This window comes from Pseudomonas sp. GM48 (genome assembly GCF_000282335.1).
Taxonomy (GTDB): Bacteria; Pseudomonadota; Gammaproteobacteria; order Pseudomonadales; family Pseudomonadaceae; genus Aquipseudomonas.
Genome location: NZ_AKJM01000035.1, coordinates 1 through 21,169 on the forward strand (window position 1 = coordinate 1; position 21,169 = coordinate 21,169).

Sequence of the window (21,169 nt, forward strand, 5' to 3'; positions counted from 1 at the left end):
GCCGAACGCAGCCTCGCGGGCTCGGCAGCTGCTACAAAGGGTGGCGCGGCTGAAATTGCTTAACTGACTGGCATTAACCCATGCAGTCGCCTTTTTCATTGACGAATCAGTGCCTTGGAGAGCCCCGCGATTTCGCGGGAAGGCCCAACAACGCTTGAGCGAAATCCGTTGGGCGTTAACAATATGTAACTTCGTTTTGCAAATTGAGATTCATTCATGATTGCCCCCGCCCGTTTCCTGGCCTGGCTGTTGCTGCCGCTGTTCGCGGCGTGCAGCTTTCAACTGCTGGCCGCCTCCGCCGAAGGTGCGCCGCAGGCGCTGCACTTGCTCGATTACATCAGCGCGGATTACCCGGACACGGTGCAGGCGGGCAGCATCACGGACCAGGCCGGATTTCGTACGCAGCAAGAATCGGTCGAAACGCTGGGAAGTCTGATGGCGGCCATGCCAGCCAAACCGGAAACAGCCGCGCTGGAGCAAAGCCTGACCGCGCTGGAAGGTTCCATCAGCGCCCGTCAGGACGGTGTCGAAGTCACTCGCCAAGCCCGGCAACTGGGTGCGAAGCTGGCCGTGGCCTATGAAGTCAGTCAGGCCCCGGTCATTACGCCGGACCCGTCGCGTGGGGCGCCGCTGTACGCCCAGCATTGCTCGGTCTGCCATGGCGACACGGGGGCCGGCGATGGCCCGGCGGGTGTCGGTATGACGCCAGCGCCGTCCAACCTGCGCGATACCACGCGGCTGGATCGCCTGAGCCTCTACGCGATCTACAGCACTTTGGGCCTGGGCATTGAAGGGACTGACATGCCGGCCTTTGCCGACCAACTGGATGATCGCCAGCGCTGGGACCTGGCCACCTATATCGCCAGCTTCAGTGTCGACCTGGCGACGGCCAATGCAGACAAAACCTACAACATCGCCGACCTGGCCCGTCAGACCCCGGCCGAAGTACAGACCGCCGAAGGCCCACAAGCCGCTGCGACGTTCCGTGCCCAGCGGGCGCAACCGCCGCAGGTCAAGCGTGGCCCGGCACAACTGCTCGACTACACCGCGGCCACTCTGGACAAGAGCATCGCGGCGTATCGTGCCGGTGAGCATGATCAGGCTTATGACTTATCGGTAGCGGCGTATCTGGAAGGCTTCGAGCTGGTTGAAAGCTCGCTGGATAACATTGACGCCAACGTGCGTAAAGACACTGAAAAATCCCTGATGGCTTACCGTCAGTCGCTGCAGGACGGCCTGTCGGTGAGTGACGTCGAACAGCGCCTGGATGCGGCCAAGGCCCGGTTGAAAACCTCGGCCGGTCTGCTGGGCAACGACGGTTTGAGTTGGTCGCTGAGTTACATTTCCGGCCTGCTGATTCTGCTGCGCGAAGGTCTGGAAGCGATTCTGGTGCTGGCGGCGATCCTGGCTTTCCTGCGTAACACGGGTCAACAGACGGCGGTGCGCAGCGTCAACGTCGGTTGGGGCCTGGCGTTTGTAGCGGGGCTGGGTACCTGGGCGCTGGCAGCCTATGTCATTGATGTCAGCGGTTCACAGCGTGAATTGCTGGAAGGCGCGACGGCGTTGTTTGCCAGCGTCATGGTGTTGTGGCTGGGCGTGTGGATGCACGACCGTCGTCACGCGGCGGCCTGGCAGGATTACATCAAGACCAGCCTGGTGGGCGGCGGCGGGCGTTTCGGCTTTGCGACCCTGGCGTTTTTCTCGGTGTATCGCGAACTGTTCGAGGTGATTCTGTTCTACGAAACCCTGTGGTTGCAGGCGGGTCCCGCGGGACACAACGCAGTGCTGGCCGGCGGGGCCACGGCGCTGGTGTTGCTGGTCGGCCTGGCCTGGGTGATTTTGCGCGGTTCGGCGAAGCTGCCGCTGGCGCTGTTCTTCAGCATCAACGCGGGTCTACTGTGCGCCTTGTCGGTGGTGTTTGCCGGGCATGGCGTGAAAGCGCTGCAAGAAGCCGGGATCTTCGGCACGCGACCGGTACCGTTCTTTGACTTTGAATGGTTGGGAATCCATGCCGATGCGTATTCGCTGAGCGCTCAGGTTGTGGCGATCATTGCGATTGTCGTGTTGTACGGTCGTAGCCGGGTGGTCGAGAGGCAGCGGGTGCAGGTTTCTTAAACGGCATTCGCTTCGCTTACTTTCGCGGGCAAGCCATGCTCCCACAGGTTTAGCGTTAACCTGTGGGAGCGTGGCTTGCCCGTGATGCTTTTCAACAGAGGAAAAACCAATGCGTGTGTGGATCGATGCCGACGCCTGTCCGCGGGCAGCCAAGGACCTGGTGGTGAAGTTCGCCCTCAAGCGCCAGTTCGAAGTGGTGCTGGTGGCCGGACAGCCGCAGACCAAGCCGGAGCTGGCGCTGGTCAAGTTGATCGTGGTGCCGAGCGGCCCGGATGCGGCCGATGATTACCTGGTGGAACACGCGGTCCCCGGTGAACTGGTGATCTGCAGCGATGTGCCATTGGCCGACCGACTGGTGAAGAAGGGCGTGGCAGCGCTCGATCCACGGGGCAAGGAGTTTGATGCGCAGAACATGGGCGAGCGATTGGCCGTGCGCAACCTGTTCACCGATTTGCGCGAACAGGGGCAAATGGGTGGGGGGCCAGCGCCGTTCGGCGACCGTGAAAAGCAGGCGTTTGCCAATGCGCTGGACCGGATCCTCACCCGGCTGGCCCGCAAAACTTGAATGAGCCCGATCCTTGTGGCGAGGGAGCTTGCTCCCGTTGGGTTGCGAAGCAGCCCCAAAACCATTCACTTCGGTTTCAAGAGGCCCGGTCAGCCGGTACTACGGCTGCTGCGCAGCCGAACGGGAGCAAGCTCCCTCGCCACAAAAAACAGTCAACATTCAGGCGTCGTTTTCGTGGGTCAGTTCGAGCACGCGGTCGACCAGTTTGTTAATGCCGGAAGCCACCTCGCTGATGCTCTGCGCCAGCATATAAGCCGGGGTGCTCACCAGTTTGCGCGCCTTGTCCTCGACGATGTCGCCGACGGCGCAATCGGTATGAGTGGCACCCATCTTGTTCATCGCAGCAGCGGTGTCGGTGTCGTTGCCAATGGTGCAGGTCACGCCAGGGCCGTAGATCTTTGCCGCCAGGGCAGGGGAGATACACATCAACCCCACCGGTTTGCCGGCCTCGGCAAAAGCCTCCGTCAGTGCCAGGACATCCGGTTGAACGGTGCAGCCGGCGCCTTCGATGGCAAAGTTGGACAGGTTCTTGGCCGAGCCGAAGCCGCCGGGCACGATCAGCGCATCGAAGTCATCGACGTTCGCGTCACGGATATCCTTGATGTTGCCCCGGGCAATCCGCGCCGATTCCACCAGCACGTTGCGCGACTCGGGCATTTCTTTGCCCGTCAGGTGGTTGATCACATGCAACTGCGCGATGTTCGGTGCGAAACACTGCACCTGGGCGCCGCGCTGGTCCAGACGCAGCAGGGTGATGACGCTCTCGTGGAGCTCGGCGCCGTCGTACACGCCACAACCGGAAAGGATCACTGCAACTTTTTTGCTCATGGGCTTTTCTCCAGATTCATGGCGTTAAATGTCCACTAATTTGTCACTCGTTGCCATAGGGTTAATTCACGGCTACACATAGCATCTGTCCTCAAGATTCCGATCAGGGCGCGTCATGGACTTCATTCTGTATGCGGTGCCGTTTTTCTTTGTGCTGATCGCCGTCGAACTGCTGACCGACCGTTGGCGCGGGGTGAGCAACTATCGGGTGGCGGACGCGATCAACAGCATCAGCACCGGTGTGCTGTCGACCACCACGGGCCTTTTGACCAAGGGTGTGGGTCTGGTGACCTACGCTTTTGCCCTCCAGCATCTGGCGCTGTTTGAACTGTCGGCCGACAGCCTCTGGACCTGGGTGTTTGCCTTTGTCTTCTACGATTTCTGCTACTACTGGCTGCACCGCATGGGCCACGAGCGCAACATCCTCTGGGCCGCCCATTCGGTGCATCACCAGAGCGAGGACTACAACCTTTCCACGGCCTTGCGCCAGACCAGTACCGGTTTCTTGCTGAGCTGGATCTTCTATCTGCCGATGGCGGTGTTCGGCGTGCCGCTGCTGGTGTTCGTCAGCGTCGCGGCGCTGAACCTGCTGTACCAGTTCTGGGTGCACACCCGGCACATTCCCAAGCTTGGCTGGTTCGAATGGTTCTTCGTCACGCCGTCCAATCATCGGGCTCACCACGCACAGAACGCTCTCTACATGGATCGCAACTACGGCGGCGTGTTCATTATTTGGGACCGTCTGTTCGGCTCGTTCCAGGAAGAAGACGACAACGAGCCGGTGATCTTCGGCGTGACCACGCCGCTGGCGAGCTGGAATCCGGTATGGGCGAACGTGCAGTTCTACGCGCAGTTGTGGGCCGATGCCCGGCGTGCCGAAAACACCTGGGACAAGCTGCGGATCTGGTTCATGCGCACCGGCTGGCGCCCGGCGGACGTGGCGGCCAAGTACCCGATGAACAAGCCGGACCTGACCCGGTTCCGCAAGTTCGAGGTGCCGCTGGACGGGCGTCAGCAGCTCTACGTGCTGTTGCAGTTCTGCGTCTACATCGCGCTCGGCAGTTACTTGATGAATCTGGAGTCGCGCTTGCCGGCCGCCGCCCTGGTGTTGGGCTGGGGAGCGGTGGCGTTCGGTCTGTTTGTGCTGGGCGTGGCCCTGGAGAATCGCCCGTGGGCATTGAAGCTGGAGCTGGTGCGGCTGGCGTCGAATTTGCCATTGGTATGGCTGGCCCCGGTGCTGGGGCTGTGGCCGGCCAGTACGGTGGGCTGGGTCGGCCTGCTCAGTTACAGCCTGGTGAGCGGCATCGGTCTCTACTGTTGCAGAAACCGCATCACTCGGTTGGCGTCGTAGGGCCTTCGGTATTGGTCCGCGCAGTTTTCAGGGCTTGTTCGTCGGCGTAGACCTGCTTGGCCAGGCGGGCATTCTTGAAGCGCCGGCGCAGCCACAGTACGAAGCCCAGGACCAGCAGCGCACCGAGCACCCAGAGTTCGTACTTCTTCACACTGCCGAGCATGCCTTCGAGCACTGCGCCGAAATGGTACGCGGCCGCTGCCAGTGCGGCGGCCCAGATCGCCGCGCCAATGCCGTTGAGCAGCAGGTAACGACCCGGCGGATAGCCCGACAGCCCGATGGCCACCGGCATGACCGTACGTAAACCGTAAACGAAGCGGAAGCTCAGTACCCAGATGTCCGGATGCTTGCGAATGTGTTCCAGCGCCCGGTCACCCATCATTTGCCAGCGGGGTTTGCGCGCCAGCAGTTTGCGGCCGTGTTTGCGCCCCAGGAAATACCACAGCTGGTCGCCGGCATAACTGCCGAAGAAGGCCACGACCACCACCAGGTTGATGTCCATGTATCCACGGAACGCAAGGAAGCCCGCGAGTACCAGAATGGTTTCGCCTTCGAAGAACGTGCCTAGAAAGAGGGCAAAGTAGCCGAAGTCATGCAGAAATTGTTGGAGCATTGTCTGGGTGCTGGCGAAATGAACGCGCAGCCTAACCCTTCGGGCACATTCAGGAAAGTGTCCAAATGTGTCTCGACGTGAACATTTCCTACAAGGACAATGGAATGCGGCTACCTGTCGCAGCGCGCACATAACTGTCATGCGTTCGTCATAATGGCCGCTTATAACTGTCACGCTCGCCCGTAAGCGCGGGCTCAGGAGTCTGCCGTGAGCTTTACCCCCGCCAACCGTTTGTTCCCCGCAACCCGCCTGCGCCGCAACCGTCGTGACGACTTCTCGCGTCGTCTGGTCCGTGAAAATGTCCTGACCGTCGATGATCTGATCCTGCCGGTATTCGTGCTGGACGGTGAAAACCGTCGCGAAGCGGTGGCCTCGATGCCGGGCGTCGAACGCCTGACCATCGATCTGTTGCTGGAAGAGGCGGCCAAATGGGTTGAACTGGGGATTCCGGCGCTGGCGCTGTTCCCGGTGACGCCTGCGGAACTCAAGTCGCTGGACGCCGCCGAAGCGTGGAACCCGCAAGGTATCGCCCAACGCGCCACCCGCGCCCTGCGTGCGCAATTCCCTGAGCTGGGCGTGATCACCGACGTCGCCCTGGATCCGTTCACCACCCACGGCCAGGACGGCATTCTTGATGAAGAAGGCTACGTGCAGAACGACATCACTGTCGATGCACTGGTCAGGCAAGCCCTGTCCCACGCCGAAGCCGGCGCTCAGGTCGTGGCGCCATCGGACATGATGGACGGTCGCATCCAGGCGATCCGCGAAGCCCTCGAAGTGGCAGGTCACGTCAATGTACGGATCATGGCTTACTCGGCGAAATACGCCAGCGCCTATTACGGCCCGTTCCGCGATGCGGTCGGTTCGGCGCTGAACCTGGGCAAGGCCAACAAGGCCTCCTATCAGATGGACCCGGCCAACAGCAATGAAGCCCTGCACGAAGTGGCGGCGGACTTGTCAGAAGGTGCAGACATGGTCATGGTCAAGCCAGGCATGCCGTACCTGGACATCCTGTGTCGGGTAAAAGAAGAGTTCAAAGTGCCGACTTTTGTTTATCAAGTCAGCGGCGAATACGCCATGCACATGGCGGCGATCCAGAATGGCTGGTTGAGCGAAGGGGTTATCCTCGAATCCCTGACCGCTTTCAAACGTGCAGGCGCCGATGGCATCCTGACGTACTTTGCCGTTCGTGCCGCTCAATTGTTACGAGAGCAAAAATAGCCCTCCCAGGAACATTCGATGAATACCGAAGTACTCACTGAAGTTGCCGTAAAAGACGCTCAACCAGTGGTGGAGCAAGTCCACGAGACCCCGCCGGAGCTGGAGCCAGCTCCGCCCGCGGCGGTTGTCGAAACCGCTGCGCCAGTGCCGGCGGTGGCCATTCCCGGCCTGGATGACAGCAGCCTGTACATCCACCGCGAGCTCTCGCAACTGCAGTTCAACATCCGCGTGCTGGAGCAGGCGCTGGACGAGTCCTATCCGTTGCTGGAGCGGCTGAAGTTTCTGCTGATCTTCTCCAGCAACCTGGACGAGTTCTTCGAGATTCGCGTCGCCGGCCTCAAGAAGCAGATCACTTTCGCCCGTGAACAGGCCGGCGCCGATGGTCTGCAACCGCATCAGGCCCTGGCCCGCATCAGCGAACTGGTCCACGGTCACGTCGATCGCCAGTACGCGATCCTCAACGACATTCTGTTGCCGGAACTGGAAAAACATCAGGTCCGCTTCATCCGTCGCCGCTACTGGACGACCAAGCTGAAAACCTGGGTCCGCCGTTATTTCCGTGACGAGATCGCGCCGATCATCACCCCGATCGGCCTCGACCCGACGCACCCGTTCCCGTTGCTGGTGAACAAGAGCCTGAACTTCATCGTCGAACTCGAAGGCATCGATGCTTTCGGTCGCGACTCCGGTCTGGCGATCATTCCGGCACCGCGCCTGCTGCCGCGGGTGATCAAGGTTCCGGAAGAGGTCGGTGGCCCAGGTGACAACTACGTGTTCCTGTCGTCGATGATCCACGCCCACGCCGATGACTTGTTCCAGGGCATGAAGGTCAAGGGCTGCTACCAATTCCGCCTGACCCGTAACGCCGACCTGGCGCTGGACTCCGAGGACGTCGAAGACCTGGCCCGCGCCCTGCGCGGCGAACTGTTCTCCCGTCGCTACGGTGACGCGGTACGTCTTGAAGTCGCCGATACGTGCCCGAAACACCTGTCCGACTACCTGCTCAAGCAGTTCAACCTGAGCGAGAGCGAGTTGTATCAGGTCAACGGTCCGGTGAACCTGACGCGGCTGTTCAGCATCACTGGCCTGGACAGCCAGCGCGAGCTGCAATACCTGCCGTTCACCCCGCAGATTCCGAAACTGCTGCAGAACAGCGAGAACATTTTCAGCGTGATCAGCAAGCAGGACATCCTGCTGCTGCACCCGTTCGAGTCGTTCACCCCGGTGGTCGACCTGCTGCGCCAGGCTGCCAAGGATCCACACGTGCTGGCGGTGCGCCAGACCCTGTACCGTTCCGGCGCCAACTCGGAAATCGTCGATGCGCTGGTGGATGCAGCGCGTAACGGCAAGGAAGTCACGGCGGTGATCGAACTGCGTGCGCGGTTCGACGAAGAATCCAACCTGCAACTGGCCAGCCGCCTGCAAGCGGCCGGTGCGGTGGTGATTTACGGTGTGGTCGGCTTCAAGACCCACGCCAAGATGATGCTGATCCTGCGTCGCGAGGCTGGTGAAATCGTGCGTTACGCGCACCTCGGTACGGGTAACTACCACGCCGGCAACGCCCGCCTGTACACCGACTACAGCCTGCTGACCTCCGACGACGCCTTGTGCGAAGACGTTGGCAAACTGTTCAGTCAGTTGATCGGCATGGGTAAGACGTTGCGCATGAAGAAGTTACTGCACGCACCGTTTACCCTGAAAAAGGGCATGCTCGACATGATTGCCCGCGAAACCCAGTTCGCCCTCGACGGCAAACCGGCGCACATCATCGCCAAGTTCAACTCGCTGACCGATCCAAAGATCATCCGCGCGCTGTACAAGGCCAGCCAGTCGGGCGTGCGCATCGATCTGGTGGTGCGTGGCATGTGCTGCCTGCGGCCTGGCATTGCCGGGGTCTCGCATAACATCCACGTGCGTTCGATCATCGGCCGCTTCCTGGAACACACCCGGGTCTTCTACTTCCTCAACGGTGGCGACGAGCAGATGTTCCTCTCCAGTGCCGACTGGATGGAGCGCAACCTCGACAAGCGCGTCGAGACTTGCTTCCCGGTGGAAGGCAAGAAGCTGATCATGCGGGTCAAGAAAGAGCTGGAGTTGTATCTCACCGACAACACCCACAGCTGGAGCCTGCAGTCGGACGGCCGTTACATCCGTAACACGCCGACCGGTAACCAGAACCCGCGCAGCGCCCAGGCGACATTGCTGGAGCGTTTGGGCAGCCCGATCCTGGCAGTTCGTTAACACGGAACCTGTGGGAGCGGGCTTGCTCGCGAAGAGGCCATCACATCCAACATCAATGTTGGCTGTTCGGCCGCCTTCGCGAGCAAGCCCGCTCCCACATGGGTTGTGAACAAAAAAAGGCCTTCCGAAGAAGGCCTTTTTCAATTTCAGCGCACGCTCAGCACAATGTCGACCCGGGTCAGCCATTGCGCTTCAATTTCAAAGTCGGCCTGGGTCAGCTGGTTTTCGTCCAGCCAGTTTTCCGGGAATACCACTTCCAGGCTGTTGCCACTGGCGTTCAGTTCCACCTGAGGCATTTGCTGGGTGCCACGGATGTGGTGGAACAGGATCGCAAAGCGCAGCAGCACGCACAGGCGAATCAGCTTGGTGCCGTCGTCACCGAATTCGGCGAACTTGTCCTTGGGAATGTTGCGTCGGTGGCCGCGTACCAGCAGCGCGAGCATCAACTGATCTTCGCGGGAGAACCCGGCGAGGTCCGAGTGCTCGATCAGGTAGGCGCCGTGCTTGTGGTACTGGTAGTGAGCGATGTCCAGGCCCACTTCATGGACCTTGGCCGCCCAGCCGAGCAGTTCGCGCCAGACGCCGTCTTCCAGATCCCAGTCCTCGGCCACCTGATCGAACGCATGCAACGCCTTGCGCTCGACCCGTGCCGCCTGTTCCTGATCGACGTGGTAGCGCCCCATCAGCGAAGTGAGGGTGCGTTCGCGCACGTCTTCGTGATGATGGCGGCCCAGCAGGTCATAGAGCACGCCTTCGCGCAGGGCGCCTTCGCAGTGATCCATGCGTTGCAGTTCGAGGGAGTCGAATATCGCTTCGAGAATCGCCAGGCCGGCCGGGAAAATTGCCCGGCGATCCGGCTTGATACCTTCGAAATCGATTTTCTCGACGTCGCCCAGCTTGATCAGTTTGCGTTTGAGCCAGGCCAGGCCTTCGGCGTTGACCTCGCCGGTGCCGTGGCCGCCAGCCTTCAGTGCCAGGCCGATGGCGCGGATGGTGCCCGAGGAGCCGATGGCTTCATCCCAGGTCAGGCGGTGCAGGGCGTGCTCGATGCTCATGATCTCCAGACGCGCCGCGGTGTACGCCTGGGCGTAACGGGCCGGGGTGATCTTGCCGTCCTTGAAATAACGCTGGGTATAGCTGACGCAACCCATCTGCAGGCTTTCGCGCAGCAGCGGTTCGAAGCGCTGGCCAATGATGAATTCGGTACTGCCGCCGCCGATGTCCGTCACCAGGCGCTTGCCCGGGGTGTCGGCGAGGGTGTGGGACACGCCGAGGTAGATCAGGCGCGCTTCTTCACGGCCGGAAATGACTTCCACCGGGTGGCCGAGAATTTCTTCGGCACGATGGATGAATTCGGCGCGGTTGCGGGCTTCACGCAAGGCGTTGGTGCCAACGATGCGCACGGCGCCGGTCGGCATACCGCTGATCAGTTGGGCGAAGCGCTTGAGGCAATCGAGCCCGCGCTGCATGGATTCTTCGCTGAGGTGGCGTTCTTCGTCGATGCCGGCGGCCAGCTGAACCTTCTCCCCGAGACGCTCGAGTATACGGATTTCATCGTTCTGGGCCTTGGCCACGACCATGTGAAAGCTGTTGGAGCCCAGGTCGATTGCGGCGATCAGGGACAGATTCTTGGCTTGGGATTGCGGCATGGTCGGGGGTCTCGGTCGATAACCTCGACATCGTGCCACGATCAAAGGCTGCCGCCAACGCATAGGAGCTGCCGAAGGCTGCGATCTTCTGCCGCGGAAAGTTTTGTGGTGCTACGGATGGCCTCTTCGCGAGCAAGCCCGCTCCCACATTAACCAGTAACAACACGGTCAACTGTGGGAGCGGGCTTGCTCGCGAAGAGGGCCTTCCAGTCAACAAAAATCTATCAGCCCGCCGCCTCAACCGTCCCAATGAAATTCGCCAGCTCCGCCGTCTGCGGGTTGGCGAACAATACTTTCGGATCCCCCACCTCATGCACCTTGCCCTGGTGCATGAATACCAACTTGTCCCCAACTTCCCGGGCGAAGCGCATTTCGTGGGTGACCATGATCAGTGTCATGCCTTCCCTGGCCAGTTGCCGGACCACGCTCAACACCTCATTGACCAGTTCCGGGTCCAGGGCCGAGGTGATTTCGTCGCACAGCAACACTTTCGGCGACATCGCCAGTGCCCGGGCAATCGCCACCCGCTGTTGCTGCCCGCCGGACAGTCGATCAGGGAAGGCATCAAACTTTTCGCCCAGCCCGACCCGTTCCAGCATTTGCCGCGCCAGTTCGGCAGCCTTGGCTTTCGGAGCTTTTTGCACCACTTGCGGCGCAAGCATGACGTTCTCTCCCACGGTCAGGTGCGGGAACAGGTTGAATTGCTGGAACACCATGCCGACTTTCTGCCGCAGGCTGCGCAGATCAGCGCGCGCGGCATCGAGGTACTCGCCGTCGACTTCGATGACGCCGTCGTTGATCGATTCCAGACCGTTGAGGGTGCGCAGCAGGGTGGATTTACCCGAGCCGCTGCGACCGATGATCGCCACCACCTGGCCTTCCTCGATGCTCAGGTCGATGCCTTTGAGCACATGGTGATCGCCATAGTATTTATGCAGGGCGGAAATTCTAAGCAGAGGCATGCAGTCTCCTTTCCAGGTAGCGCGCACTGAGGGACAAGGGGTAGCAGAGCAGGAAATAACCGAGGGCCACGAGGCCGTAGACCATGAACGGTTCGAAGGTGGCGTTGGCAAGCATGCCACCGGTCTTGGTCAGCTCGGTGAAGCCGATGATCGAGGTGACGGCGGTGCCTTTGACAACTTGCACCGAGAAGCCCACGGTCGGCGCCACGGCTATACGCAGGGCTTGCGGTAAGATCACGTAGCGCAACTGCTCCAACGGGTTCAGCGCCAGGCTCGACGAAGCCTCCCATTGGCCGTTGGGAATCGAATCGACGCAGCCACGCCAGATCTCCGCCAGGTAAGCACTGGTGAACAGCGTCAATGCAATCGCAGCCGCCGCCCACGGCGAAATTTCCACGCCGGCCAGTGCCACGCCGAAGAACACCAGAAACAGCTGCATCAATAGTGGCGTGCCCTGGAACAGTTCGATGTAGGTGCGGGCGAAGCTGCGCGGCAGGGATTTGTCCGAGATGCGCATGACCATGATCAACAGGCCAATCAGCCCGCCGCCAATGAACGCCACCAGCGACAGCGCCAGCGTCCATTGCAGGCCGGTGAGCAGGTTGCGCACGATGTCCCAGAAGGTGAAATCGCTCATCGGCTGCTCCTTGCGATGAACCGTTGGCCGATCCAGTTCAGCAACTGACGGATCAGTAGTGCCATGCACAGGTACAGCAGCGTGGTCAGGGCGTAGGTTTCAAAGGCGCGGAAGTTACGCGATTGAATGAAATTGGCGGCGAAGCTCAGCTCCTCGGTGGCGATCTGCGAGCAGACTGCCGAACCGAGCATGACGATGATGATCTGGCTGCTAAGGGCCGGCCAGACTTTGCCCAGTGCCGGCAGCAGCACCACATGGCGGAATGCTTCGAGGCGCGTCATCGCCAGTGCCGCCGCGGCTTCCAGCTGACCCCGGGGGATCGCCTGGATGCCGGCGCGGATGATTTCGGTTGAATAGGCGCCGAGGTTGATGACCATCGCCAGCACCGCCGCCTGCCATTCGGAAATCTGCACGCCCAGAGACGGCAGGCCGAAGAAGATGAAAAACAACTGCACCAGAAATGGCGTGTTGCGGATCAACTCGACATAAACCGCGAAGATCCCCGCGAAAGGCCGGATGTTCCACGCCCGTACCAGCGCCCCGACAATGCCGAGGCCTACTCCCAATACTGCGCCGATGGCCGTCAGCTCAAGAGTGAACAGTGCACCGCGCAGCAACATGTCGGTGTTCTGCACCACCGGCAAGAAATCGAACTGATAAGCCATAAAGCGTCTCCTGCGCGCCGGATCAGAGGTCGGCCGGCAGCGGCTCTTTCAGCCAGGCCAGGGCGTTCTTTTCCAGTGCGCCGTCGCTCTTGGCGGTCACGAGGATCTGGTTGACCTTGTCCAGCAGCGCCGGCTCGTTCTTGTTCACGCCGACGTAGACCGGAGAATCCTTGAGCTTCACTTTCAGTGCGGGCACGCGTTTTGGGCTCTTCTCGCTGATGGCAACCATCACCACGTTGCCGCTGGCGATCAGGTCGACTTGCCCGGCCAGGTACGCGGCGATGGTCGAGTTGTTGTCTTCGAAACGCTTGATGGTCACGCCTTCGGGGGCGACCTTGGTCAGCTCGATGTCTTCGATGGCGCCACGGGTGACGCTGATGGTTTTGCCCTTGAGATCGTCCAGGCTTTTGATATCTGCGTCTGGCGGACCGAACACGGCGAGGTAGAACGGCGCATAAGCGCGGGAGAAGTCGATGACCTTCTCGCGCTCCGGGTTCTTGCCGAGGCTGGAGATCACCAGGTCGACCTTGCCGGTGGTGAGGAACGGGATGCGGTTGGTGCTGTTGACCGGCGTCAGTTCGAGTTTGACCTTGAGCTGGTCGGCCAGCAGTTTCGCGGTGTCGATATCGAGGCCGCGGGGTTTCATGTCCGGGCCAACCGAGCCGAACGGCGGGAAGTCCTGGGGCACGGCGACCTTGAGGACGCCGCGCTTGACCACATCCTCCAGGCCGTCGGCGTGGGCGGGCGCCTGGCTCAGCATCAGGCTGGCGAACAAGGCTGCGAGGAGGGCGCTGGAACGTTTCGTCATGGCAAATCTCCGGATCGGCAAGAGGTGATTTCTGCTGATCGACAGAGCACGGGCCATGCCAACATAGGGTTTGGGGGCCGCCAGAGCGCGGTTTTGCTGGCCTTTCACGGTCTTACTGGTCTGAACAGTCAGGTTGTTTTTCGCACCCCGATAGCGCATCCGTGAAAACCACCGAACTCCCTTGGGGCACGACTTGCCGAGCATCGCGAATAGCTTTACAACTGGGCGCACATTGGCCTGGTTCGTCTGGAAAACCATGAATTCGATCTCCCGCGCGGTACCTGAAGTGGCGCTGCAAGCCATCCGCAAACTGATTACCGAGCAGGGCTTCGGGCCGGGAGATGCGTTGCCCTCGCAACGGGACCTGGCGGTGCAGTTGGGGGTCAGTCGGGCGTCGTTGCGCGAGGCGTTGTCATCGCTGAGTGCGCTGGGGGTCATCAGCATCCAGCCGGGCAAAGGCGTGTTCGTGCAATCGCCGGTGGACCTGCCGCAAAGCGATGCGCCGCCGAGCTGGCCGTTCGCAGCGCAGGCTTCGCCGCTGGACATCTTCCAGTTGCGCTATGCACTGGAGGGTTTTGCGGCGGGGCTGGCGGCGGTGAATCTGGGCAGCGCCGACCTTGATGCGCTGGAGGAAAACGTCGCAGCCATGCGTGAGCATTTGCGTGCCGGCGAATTCGACGCAGCGTCGCGGCTGGATTTTGAGTTTCATCGGCGCATCCTGCTTGCCAGTGGCAATCAGGCGATGTTGAGCATCCTCACCGCCAGCGCCGATATCTTTCTTGAGAGTCAGAAACTACCGTTCATCCGGGCCGAACGGGCCATGGAAACCTGGCAGGAGCACCGCAAAATCCTTCGGGCACTGGCACGGGGGGCTGCTGGTGCGGCGCAAAAGGCCATGCATGAGCACGTACGCAATGCGGCGTTACGTACCGGAATCGCGTTCATCGCTCCCGCCACTTCATGACCTGAGCTATACCCAAATTCATGAATCACCATAGCGAGACTCAATCATCTGCACCTTCCTGAACGAGGGAAGGGCGGCTATGATGGGCCACGTTTTTTTGCTTACAACCTGGAGAATTCCATGAGCAGCGATCTTATCAAACACGTTAGCGACGCTAGCTTCGAGGCCGACGTACTCAAGGCCGAAGGCGCTGTACTGGTCGACTACTGGGCTGAATGGTGCGGCCCTTGCAAAATGATCGCTCCGGTTCTGGATGAAATTGCCGAGACTTACAAAGGCAAGCTGACCGTTGCCAAGCTGAACATCGACGAAAACCAGGAAACCCCGGCCAAGCACGGCGTGCGCGGTATCCCGACCCTGATGCTGTTCAAGAACGGCAACGTTGAAGCGACCAAGGTCGGCGCGCTGTCGAAGTCGCAACTGGCTGCTTTCCTCGACGCCAACATCTAAGCGTCGCTGCAAAGTGTCTTGAAAAAGCCCCGCAAATAGCGGGGCTTTTTGCGTATTCAGGGCTAGACGCTCCTAAACTCAGGTGGTACATTCGGCCCCGCACTGGTTTCTCCATTGCCCCCTGCTAGCCGTCGCCGACGCACTCCTTTTCGAATAAGTACGCGATCCTGTCGCCTTCTCTGCGGCGCGGCCTCATTAAGCCAAAAGCTTAATTTCCCCCCTCCATAAATGATTACGTCATTCCTATATGAATCTGACTGAACTCAAGCAAAAGCCGATTACCGAACTGCTCGAATTGGCCGAACAGATGGGCATAGAAAATATGGCCCGTTCGCGCAAGCAGGACGTGATTTTCTCCCTGCTCAAGAAGCACGCGAAAAGCGGTGAGGAAATCTCCGGTGATGGCGTGCTGGAGATTCTCCAGGACGGCTTCGGCTTCCTGCGCTCCGCTGACGCTTCCTATCTTGCCGGTCCAGACGATATCTACGTCTCGCCGAGCCAGATCCGTCGTTTCAACTTGCGCACCGGTGACACCATCGTTGGCAAGATCCGCCCTCCAAAGGAAGGCGAGCGTTATTTCGCGCTGCTCAAGGTCGACACCATCAACTTCGACCGTCCGGAAAACGCGAAAAACAAGATTCTCTTCGAGAACCTGACCCCACTGTTCCCGACCGTGCGCATGAAAATGGAAGCCGGTAACGGTTCCACCGAAGACCTGACCGGTCGTGTCATCGACCTGTGCGCCCCGATCGGCAAAGGCCAGCGCGGTCTGATCGTTGCTCCGCCGAAAGCGGGCAAGACGATCATGCTGCAGAACATTGCCGCGAACATCGCGCGTAACAACCCTGAAGTTCATCTGATCGTGCTGCTGATCGACGAACGTCCGGAAGAAGTAACCGAAATGCAGCGTACCGTGCGCGGCGAAGTGGTTGCCTCGACGTTCGACGAGCCGCCAACCCGCCACGTGCAGGTTGCCGAAATGGTGATCGAGAAGGCCAAGCGCCTGGTCGAACACAAGAAGGACGTGGTGATCCTGCTCGACTCCATCACCCGTCTGGCCCGTGCCTACAACACCGTGATCCCGAGCTCCGGCAAGGTATTGACCGGTGGTGTCGATGCCCACGCCCTGGAGAAACCGAAGCGTTTCTTCGGCGCCGCGCGAAACATCGAAGAAGGCGGCTCGCTGACCATCATCGCCACCGCGCTGGTTGAAACCGGCTCGAAGATGGACGAAGTGATCTACGAGGAATTCAAAGGCACCGGCAACATGGAACTGCCGCTGGATCGTCGTATCGCTGAAAAGCGTGTCTTCCCGGCCATCAACATCAACCGTTCCGGCACCCGCCGCGAAGAGTTGCTGACCGCCGACGACGAGTTGCAGCGCATGTGGATTCTGCGCAAGCTGCTGCACCCGATGGACGAAGTGGCTGCCATCGAGTTCCTGGTCGACAAGCTGAAAACGACCAAGACCAACGATGAGTTCTTCCTGTCGATGAAGCGCAAGTAAGTCGAACGTGCAAAGAGAGCCGGGGAAACCCGGCTTTTTGCTATCTGATTTTTGATCAAACGCCAGTTCGTGGTTCTGAACGGAGGGCTTCGGCGCTAAACTGCCAGCCCCCGAACGCCACGGCCAAAACGAGGCTCACGCATGCAGTATCGCGACTTGCGCGACTTTATCAGCGGCCTGGAACAGCGCGGTGAACTCAAGCGCATCCAGGTTCCGGTGTCCCCAGTGCTGGAAATGACCGAGGTTTGCGATCGCACCTTGCGCGCCAAAGGCCCGGCCCTGCTTTTCGAAAAGCCCACGGGTTATGACATTCCGGTGCTCGGCAACCTGTTCGGTACGCCTGAGCGCGTAGCACTGGGCATGGGCGCGGAAGCGGTCAGCGAACTGCGCGAGATTGGCAAATTGCTGGCGTTCCTCAAGGAACCCGAGCCGCCGAAGGGCCTGAAAGATGCCTGGTCCAAGCTGCCGATCTTCCGCAAGATCATTTCGATGGCGCCCAAGGTCGTCAAGGATGCCGTGTGCCAGGAAGTGGTCATCGAAGGCGACGACGTCGACCTGGCCATGCTGCCGGTACAGACCTGCTGGCCTGGCGACGTCGGTCCGCTGATCACCTGGGGTCTGACCGTCACCAAGGGCCCGAACAAGGATCGCCAGAACCTCGGTATCTATCGTCAGCAAGTGATCGGCCGCAACAAGGTCATCATGCGCTGGCTGAGCCATCGCGGCGGCGCGCTGGATTTTCGCGAGTGGTGCGAAAAACATCCCGGCCAACCGTTCCCGGTATCGGTCGCGCTGGGCGCTGACCCGGCGACCATCCTCGGTGCCGTGACGCCGGTGCCCGACAGCCTTTCCGAATACGCTTTCGCCGGTCTGCTGCGCGGTAACCGCACCGAACTGGTGAAATGCCGCGGCAACGACCTGCAAGTGCCGGCCACCGCCGAAATCATTCTCGAAGGCGTGATCCACCCGGGCGAGATGGCCGATGAAGGCCCGTACGGTGACCACACCGGTTACTACAACGAAGTCGACAGCTTCCCGGTATTCACCGTCGAGCGCATCACCCACCGGATCAAACCGATCTACCACAGCACCTACACCGGCCGTCCACCGGATGAGCCGGCGATCCTCGGCGTGGCGTTGAACGAAGTGTTCGTGCCGATCCTGCAGAAGCAGTTCCCTGAGATCACCGATTTCTACCTGCCGCCCGAAGGTTGCTCGTACCGCATGGCCATCGTGACCATGAAAAAATCGTACCCGGGCCACGCCAAGCGGGTAATGCTGGGTGTCTGGTCGTTTTTGCGACAGTTCATGTACACCAAGTTCGTTATTGTCACCGACGACGATATCAACGCCCGGGACTGGAACGACGTGATCTGGGCCATCACCACGCGCATGGACCCCAAGCGCGACACGGTGATGATCGACAACACGCCGATCGACTACCTGGACTTCGCTTCGCCGGTGTCCGGCCTGGGTTCGAAAATGGGCCTCGATGCCACGCATAAATGGCCGGGCGAAACCACCCGTGAGTGGGGGCGGGTCATCGTCAAGGACGATGCCGTGACCCAGCGGATCGATGCCATCTGGAATCAGTTAGGAATAGATTGATGCGTGTAACCTTGCAGCCCTCCGGAGCAGTGCTTGAGATATTGCCCGGCGAGCGGATTCTCGATGGCGCACGGCGTTTGGGCTACGAATGCCCGCAAAGCTGCCGCAATGGTAATTGCCACGTGTGCGCGGCGCTGCTGGTGGAAGGCCGGGTCGAGCAGGCCGGCAATGTGCGTGACCATGGCGAGTTCTACACTTGCATAGCGGAGCCGCTGGAAGACTGCATCGTGCTGTGGGATGGCGTGCTCGCCTTGGGAGAACTGCCGGTGCGCAGCGTGTCGTGTCAGGTCATTGAGTGCAAGGACGTGGGCGGCGATACCTGGCGCGTGCGTCTGCGGGCTCCGGCGGGCAAACCGCCGCGCTATCACGCCGGCCAGTACCTGATGATCGAACGCGAGAACGGCGAAAAGTCCGCCTTCTCCCTCGCCTCGGCACCGCATGCGGGGCGCGACCTGGAAATCCACATACTGGCGCGCGAATCCAGTGCGCTGAGCCTGATCGAGCAGCTCCAGCGCAACAGCATGGTGCGGGTCGAGTTGCCATTTGGCGATACCCACCTGGAGGAGTTGCCGGACGGTCCTCTCGTGCTGATCGCCGCCGGCACCGGCATGGGCCAGATTCACGGCCTGATCGAACATTGCCGGGCCACGGGTTTCAAGCATCCGGTGCATTTGTATTGGGGCGTGCGTCGTCCAGAAGACTTTTATCAAGTCGAACATTGGAACGAATGGCTGAAATTGCCCAACCTGTTCCTGCACAAGGTCGTCAGCGATCAGTGTGGCTGGGAGGGGCGTTGCGGCATGTTGCATGAAGCGGTCTGTGAAGATTTCCCTGATCTCAAGCCGCTGCACGTTTATGCCAGTGGTTCTCCGGCCATGGTCTACGGCACGCTGGATGCGCTGGTAGAGGCGGGAATGGACGCCCATCAGATGCGCGCCGACGTATTTGCCTACGCCCCCAGATCCTGATGCTGCCCCCCTCTGTAGGAGCGAGCTTGCTCGCGATGGAGGTCAACGATAACGCGTGCAGTCTGAATGAGCGCGATAGCCTTGACACCATCGCGAGCAAGCTCGCTCCTACAGGTATATAACTCTCTATATAGCCTATCGGTATTTATAAAAACATATAGATGCCGGTAGGTTATATTCCATTCAGGCAATTAATTAAGAACAGTGCCATGGCATTCAAATTGCCTTAAAACTTATGTGCCTTATTGTTACAGCGGTGCGTTCTATTAAGTAATTCTTCACCCGCGGGGAGCTGAACGCTATTCGCCATGAGCGCCATCGAATCTGCTTTTTTGAACCTGGCTTACCCTCCGCGGCTCGATCTGGGGCCGCAGCTCACACACGAACAATTGCTCAGCTCGATGCAATCGACCATGGCGCGCCACAAAGGTGGGCCGGTGTGGCTGTTCGCCTACGGCTCGCTGATCTGGCGGCCTGAATGCACGGCGGTCGAGCGGGTTCGCGGCCGGGTGCATGGCTACCATCGCGGGTTGTACCTGTGGTCCCACGAACATCGCGGCACCCCGGAAATGCCCGGCCTGGTATTCGGCCTGGATCGCGGCGGCTCTTGCAGCGGTTTCGCCTATCGCTTGCCCGAAGAGCAACTCGAAGCGTCGCTGTACGCACTTTGGCAACGCGAGATGCCATTTCCTTCCTACCGCCCGCACTGGCTTAACTGCCGACTCGAAGATGGCAGCCAGGTTCAGGCCTTGGGTTTTGTGCTGGAGCGACATCTGCCAAGCTATGCCGGCAACCTGCCGGACCACGTGCTGAGCCATGTGTTCGAAAACGCTTGCGGGCGTTACGGCACCACTCGCGATTATGTCGAGCAGACCGCGCACGCCCTGCGTAGCCACGCCATGCCAGACCGGAATCTGGAGGCGCGGCTCAAGCGCTGCAAATCAAAGGCCGACCAGGCAACTGCTTCACGGCCCTGACAGGCGACTTGGTTTGTGCCGCAGTGTTATTCGTCCGAGCTGAAATCTCTCTCGGCTCAGCGAACCTGCACCACCACTTTCCCGACCGCTTTACGCTGGCCAAGATCATTGATGGCCTGCGCCGCATTGCTCAATGGATACACCTGCGACACTAGCGGCTTCAGCTTGCCTTCAGCGAACCAGCCAAACAATTGCTGGAAGTTCGCGGCGTTGTCCTGCGGCTGGCGCTGGGCAAACGAGCCCCAGAACACGCCGAGTACTGCGGCGCCCTTGAGCAGCGCGAGGTTCACCGGCAGTTCGGGGATGCGGCCGCTGGCGAAGCCGACCACCAGCAGGCGGCCATTCCAGGCAATGGCGCGGATGGCCTGGTCGAACAGGTCGCCGCCGACCGGGTCGTAGATTACGTCGGCGCCCTGGCCGTCGGTCAGGCGTTTGATTTCGTCCTTGAGGCTGGTTTCGCTGTAGTTGATCAGTTCATCGGCACCGGCGGCCTTGGCCACGGCGAGTTTCTCCGCGCTGCTGGCCGCGGCGATGACCCGGGCACCCATGGCCTTGCCGATTTCCACCGCGGCCAGGCCGACACCGCCGGAGGCGCCGAGGACCAGCAGGGTTTCACCCGGTTGCAGGTTGCCGCGCTGCTTGAGGGCGTGCATCGAGGTGCCGTAGGTCATGCTGAAGGCGGCGGCGGTGTTGAAGTCCATGGACGGCGGGATCGGCAACACGTTGTAGCCCGGCACGGCGACCTGTTCGGCAAAACTGCCCCAGCCGGTCAGGGCCATGACCCGGTCACCGACTTTCAAGTGGCCGACCTTCTCGCCCACGGCGCTGACCACGCCGGCCGCTTCACCGCCCGGCGAAAACGGGAAGGGCGGCTTGAACTGGTATTTGCCCTCGATGATCAGCGTGTCGGGGAAATTCACCCCGGCGGCGTGCACCTCCAGCAGGATTTCATTTTTCTTCGCGACAGGACTGGCGACGTCTTCCAGCACCAGCGATTCGGCAGGGCCGAAGGCTTTGCACAGCACGGCTTTCATCAGGGC

The 21,169-nt window shown here is 60.6% G+C and carries 19 protein-coding genes; 11 read left to right on the forward strand and 8 right to left on the reverse strand.

Annotated features, from left to right (window positions below):
• The first annotated feature begins 216 nt into the window (after positions 1-216).
• Complete coding sequence (locus PMI28_RS24485; RefSeq protein ID WP_007982853.1) at positions 217-2,115, forward strand: cytochrome c/FTR1 family iron permease; 1,899 nt, start codon at positions 217-219, stop codon at positions 2,113-2,115.
• A 109-nt stretch (positions 2,116-2,224) separates the two neighbouring features.
• Positions 2,225-2,680 carry a YaiI/YqxD family protein gene (locus PMI28_RS24480; RefSeq protein ID WP_007982854.1) on the forward strand — a complete coding sequence of 152 codons (456 nt, stop codon included), beginning with the start codon at positions 2,225-2,227 and terminating at the stop codon, positions 2,678-2,680.
• A gap of 159 nt (positions 2,681-2,839) precedes the next feature.
• Here the strand turns inward: PMI28_RS24480 and elbB are convergent, their stop codons facing one another.
• The gene (gene elbB, locus PMI28_RS24475; RefSeq protein WP_007982857.1) at positions 2,840-3,508 is read right to left on the reverse strand and encodes an isoprenoid biosynthesis glyoxalase ElbB; all 669 of its coding nucleotides are present in this window, start codon (positions 3,506-3,508) and stop codon (positions 2,840-2,842) included.
• A 115-nt stretch (positions 3,509-3,623) separates the two neighbouring features.
• On the opposite strand from elbB, the gene PMI28_RS24470 reads away from it, so the two are divergent.
• Positions 3,624-4,859, forward strand: coding sequence for a sterol desaturase family protein (locus PMI28_RS24470; RefSeq protein WP_007982859.1), 1,236 nt, complete (start codon positions 3,624-3,626; stop codon positions 4,857-4,859).
• Here PMI28_RS24470 and PMI28_RS24465 read toward each other — a convergent pair.
• Complete coding sequence (locus tag PMI28_RS24465; protein WP_007982861.1) at positions 4,840-5,472, reverse strand: DedA family protein; 633 nt, start codon at positions 5,470-5,472, stop codon at positions 4,840-4,842. The two genes, PMI28_RS24470 and PMI28_RS24465, sit on opposite strands and share 20 nt — an antisense overlap.
• A gap of 207 nt (positions 5,473-5,679) precedes the next feature.
• Here PMI28_RS24465 and hemB point away from each other — a divergent pair, with 207 nt between their 5' ends.
• Entirely contained in the window at positions 5,680-6,693 is a 1,014-nt protein-coding gene (hemB, locus tag PMI28_RS24460) for a porphobilinogen synthase (RefSeq protein ID WP_007982864.1), read from the forward strand.
• 18 nt (positions 6,694-6,711) lie between these two features.
• A complete protein-coding gene (gene ppk1, locus PMI28_RS24455; protein WP_007982867.1) occupies positions 6,712-8,934 on the forward strand; it encodes a polyphosphate kinase 1 in 2,223 nt (740 codons plus the stop codon).
• Positions 8,935-9,080: 146 nt separating this feature from the next.
• Here ppk1 and ppx read toward each other — a convergent pair whose 3' ends face one another.
• The 5 genes from ppx to PMI28_RS24430 all read right to left on the reverse strand — a co-directional run bounded on the left by ppx (position 9,081) and on the right by PMI28_RS24430 (position 13,655).
• Positions 9,081-10,583, reverse strand: coding sequence for an exopolyphosphatase (gene ppx, locus PMI28_RS24450; protein ID WP_007982870.1), 1,503 nt, complete (start codon positions 10,581-10,583; stop codon positions 9,081-9,083).
• A 224-nt stretch (positions 10,584-10,807) separates the two neighbouring features.
• Positions 10,808-11,545, reverse strand: a complete 738-nt coding sequence (locus tag PMI28_RS24445; protein WP_007982872.1) for an amino acid ABC transporter ATP-binding protein — start codon at positions 11,543-11,545, stop codon at positions 10,808-10,810.
• Positions 11,532-12,182 carry an amino acid ABC transporter permease gene (locus PMI28_RS24440; protein WP_007982874.1) on the reverse strand — a complete coding sequence of 217 codons (651 nt, stop codon included), beginning with the start codon at positions 12,180-12,182 and terminating at the stop codon, positions 11,532-11,534. The genes PMI28_RS24445 and PMI28_RS24440 overlap by 14 nt, the downstream gene beginning before the upstream one ends.
• Positions 12,179-12,847 carry an amino acid ABC transporter permease gene (locus tag PMI28_RS24435; RefSeq protein WP_007982875.1) on the reverse strand — a complete coding sequence of 223 codons (669 nt, stop codon included), beginning with the start codon at positions 12,845-12,847 and terminating at the stop codon, positions 12,179-12,181. Before PMI28_RS24435 ends, PMI28_RS24440 begins: the two co-directional genes overlap by 4 nt.
• Before the next feature lie 22 nt (positions 12,848-12,869).
• The gene (locus tag PMI28_RS24430; protein ID WP_033063110.1) at positions 12,870-13,655 is read right to left on the reverse strand and encodes a transporter substrate-binding domain-containing protein; all 786 of its coding nucleotides are present in this window, start codon (positions 13,653-13,655) and stop codon (positions 12,870-12,872) included.
• Between the two features lie 256 nt (positions 13,656-13,911).
• On the opposite strand from PMI28_RS24430, the gene PMI28_RS24425 reads away from it, so the two are divergent.
• From PMI28_RS24425 to PMI28_RS24400, 6 genes are all read left to right on the forward strand, one after another.
• Positions 13,912-14,619, forward strand: a complete 708-nt coding sequence (locus tag PMI28_RS24425; protein ID WP_007982877.1) for a FadR/GntR family transcriptional regulator — start codon at positions 13,912-13,914, stop codon at positions 14,617-14,619.
• A gap of 120 nt (positions 14,620-14,739) precedes the next feature.
• Positions 14,740-15,069: a thioredoxin TrxA gene (gene trxA, locus PMI28_RS24420; protein WP_003206727.1), complete on the forward strand. Its 330-nt coding sequence runs from the start codon at positions 14,740-14,742 to the stop codon at positions 15,067-15,069.
• Between the two features lie 247 nt (positions 15,070-15,316).
• Positions 15,317-16,576, forward strand: coding sequence for a transcription termination factor Rho (rho, locus tag PMI28_RS24415; protein WP_003206716.1), 1,260 nt, complete (start codon positions 15,317-15,319; stop codon positions 16,574-16,576).
• 141 nt (positions 16,577-16,717) lie between these two features.
• Positions 16,718-18,184: a 4-hydroxy-3-polyprenylbenzoate decarboxylase gene (ubiD, locus tag PMI28_RS24410; RefSeq protein ID WP_007982883.1), complete on the forward strand. Its 1,467-nt coding sequence runs from the start codon at positions 16,718-16,720 to the stop codon at positions 18,182-18,184.
• Positions 18,184-19,152: a CDP-6-deoxy-delta-3,4-glucoseen reductase gene (locus PMI28_RS24405; protein WP_007982888.1), complete on the forward strand. Its 969-nt coding sequence runs from the start codon at positions 18,184-18,186 to the stop codon at positions 19,150-19,152. Before ubiD ends, PMI28_RS24405 begins: the two co-directional genes overlap by 1 nt.
• A gap of 308 nt (positions 19,153-19,460) precedes the next feature.
• Positions 19,461-20,129: a gamma-glutamylcyclotransferase gene (locus PMI28_RS24400; RefSeq protein ID WP_007982890.1), complete on the forward strand. Its 669-nt coding sequence runs from the start codon at positions 19,461-19,463 to the stop codon at positions 20,127-20,129.
• 56 nt (positions 20,130-20,185) lie between these two features.
• On the opposite strand, the gene PMI28_RS24395 is transcribed toward PMI28_RS24400, so the two are convergent.
• Positions 20,186-21,163 (reverse strand): NADPH:quinone oxidoreductase family protein, encoded by a 978-nt coding sequence (locus tag PMI28_RS24395; RefSeq protein WP_007982892.1) that lies wholly within the window; start codon positions 21,161-21,163, stop codon positions 20,186-20,188.
• Positions 21,164-21,169: the final 6 nt, after the last annotated feature.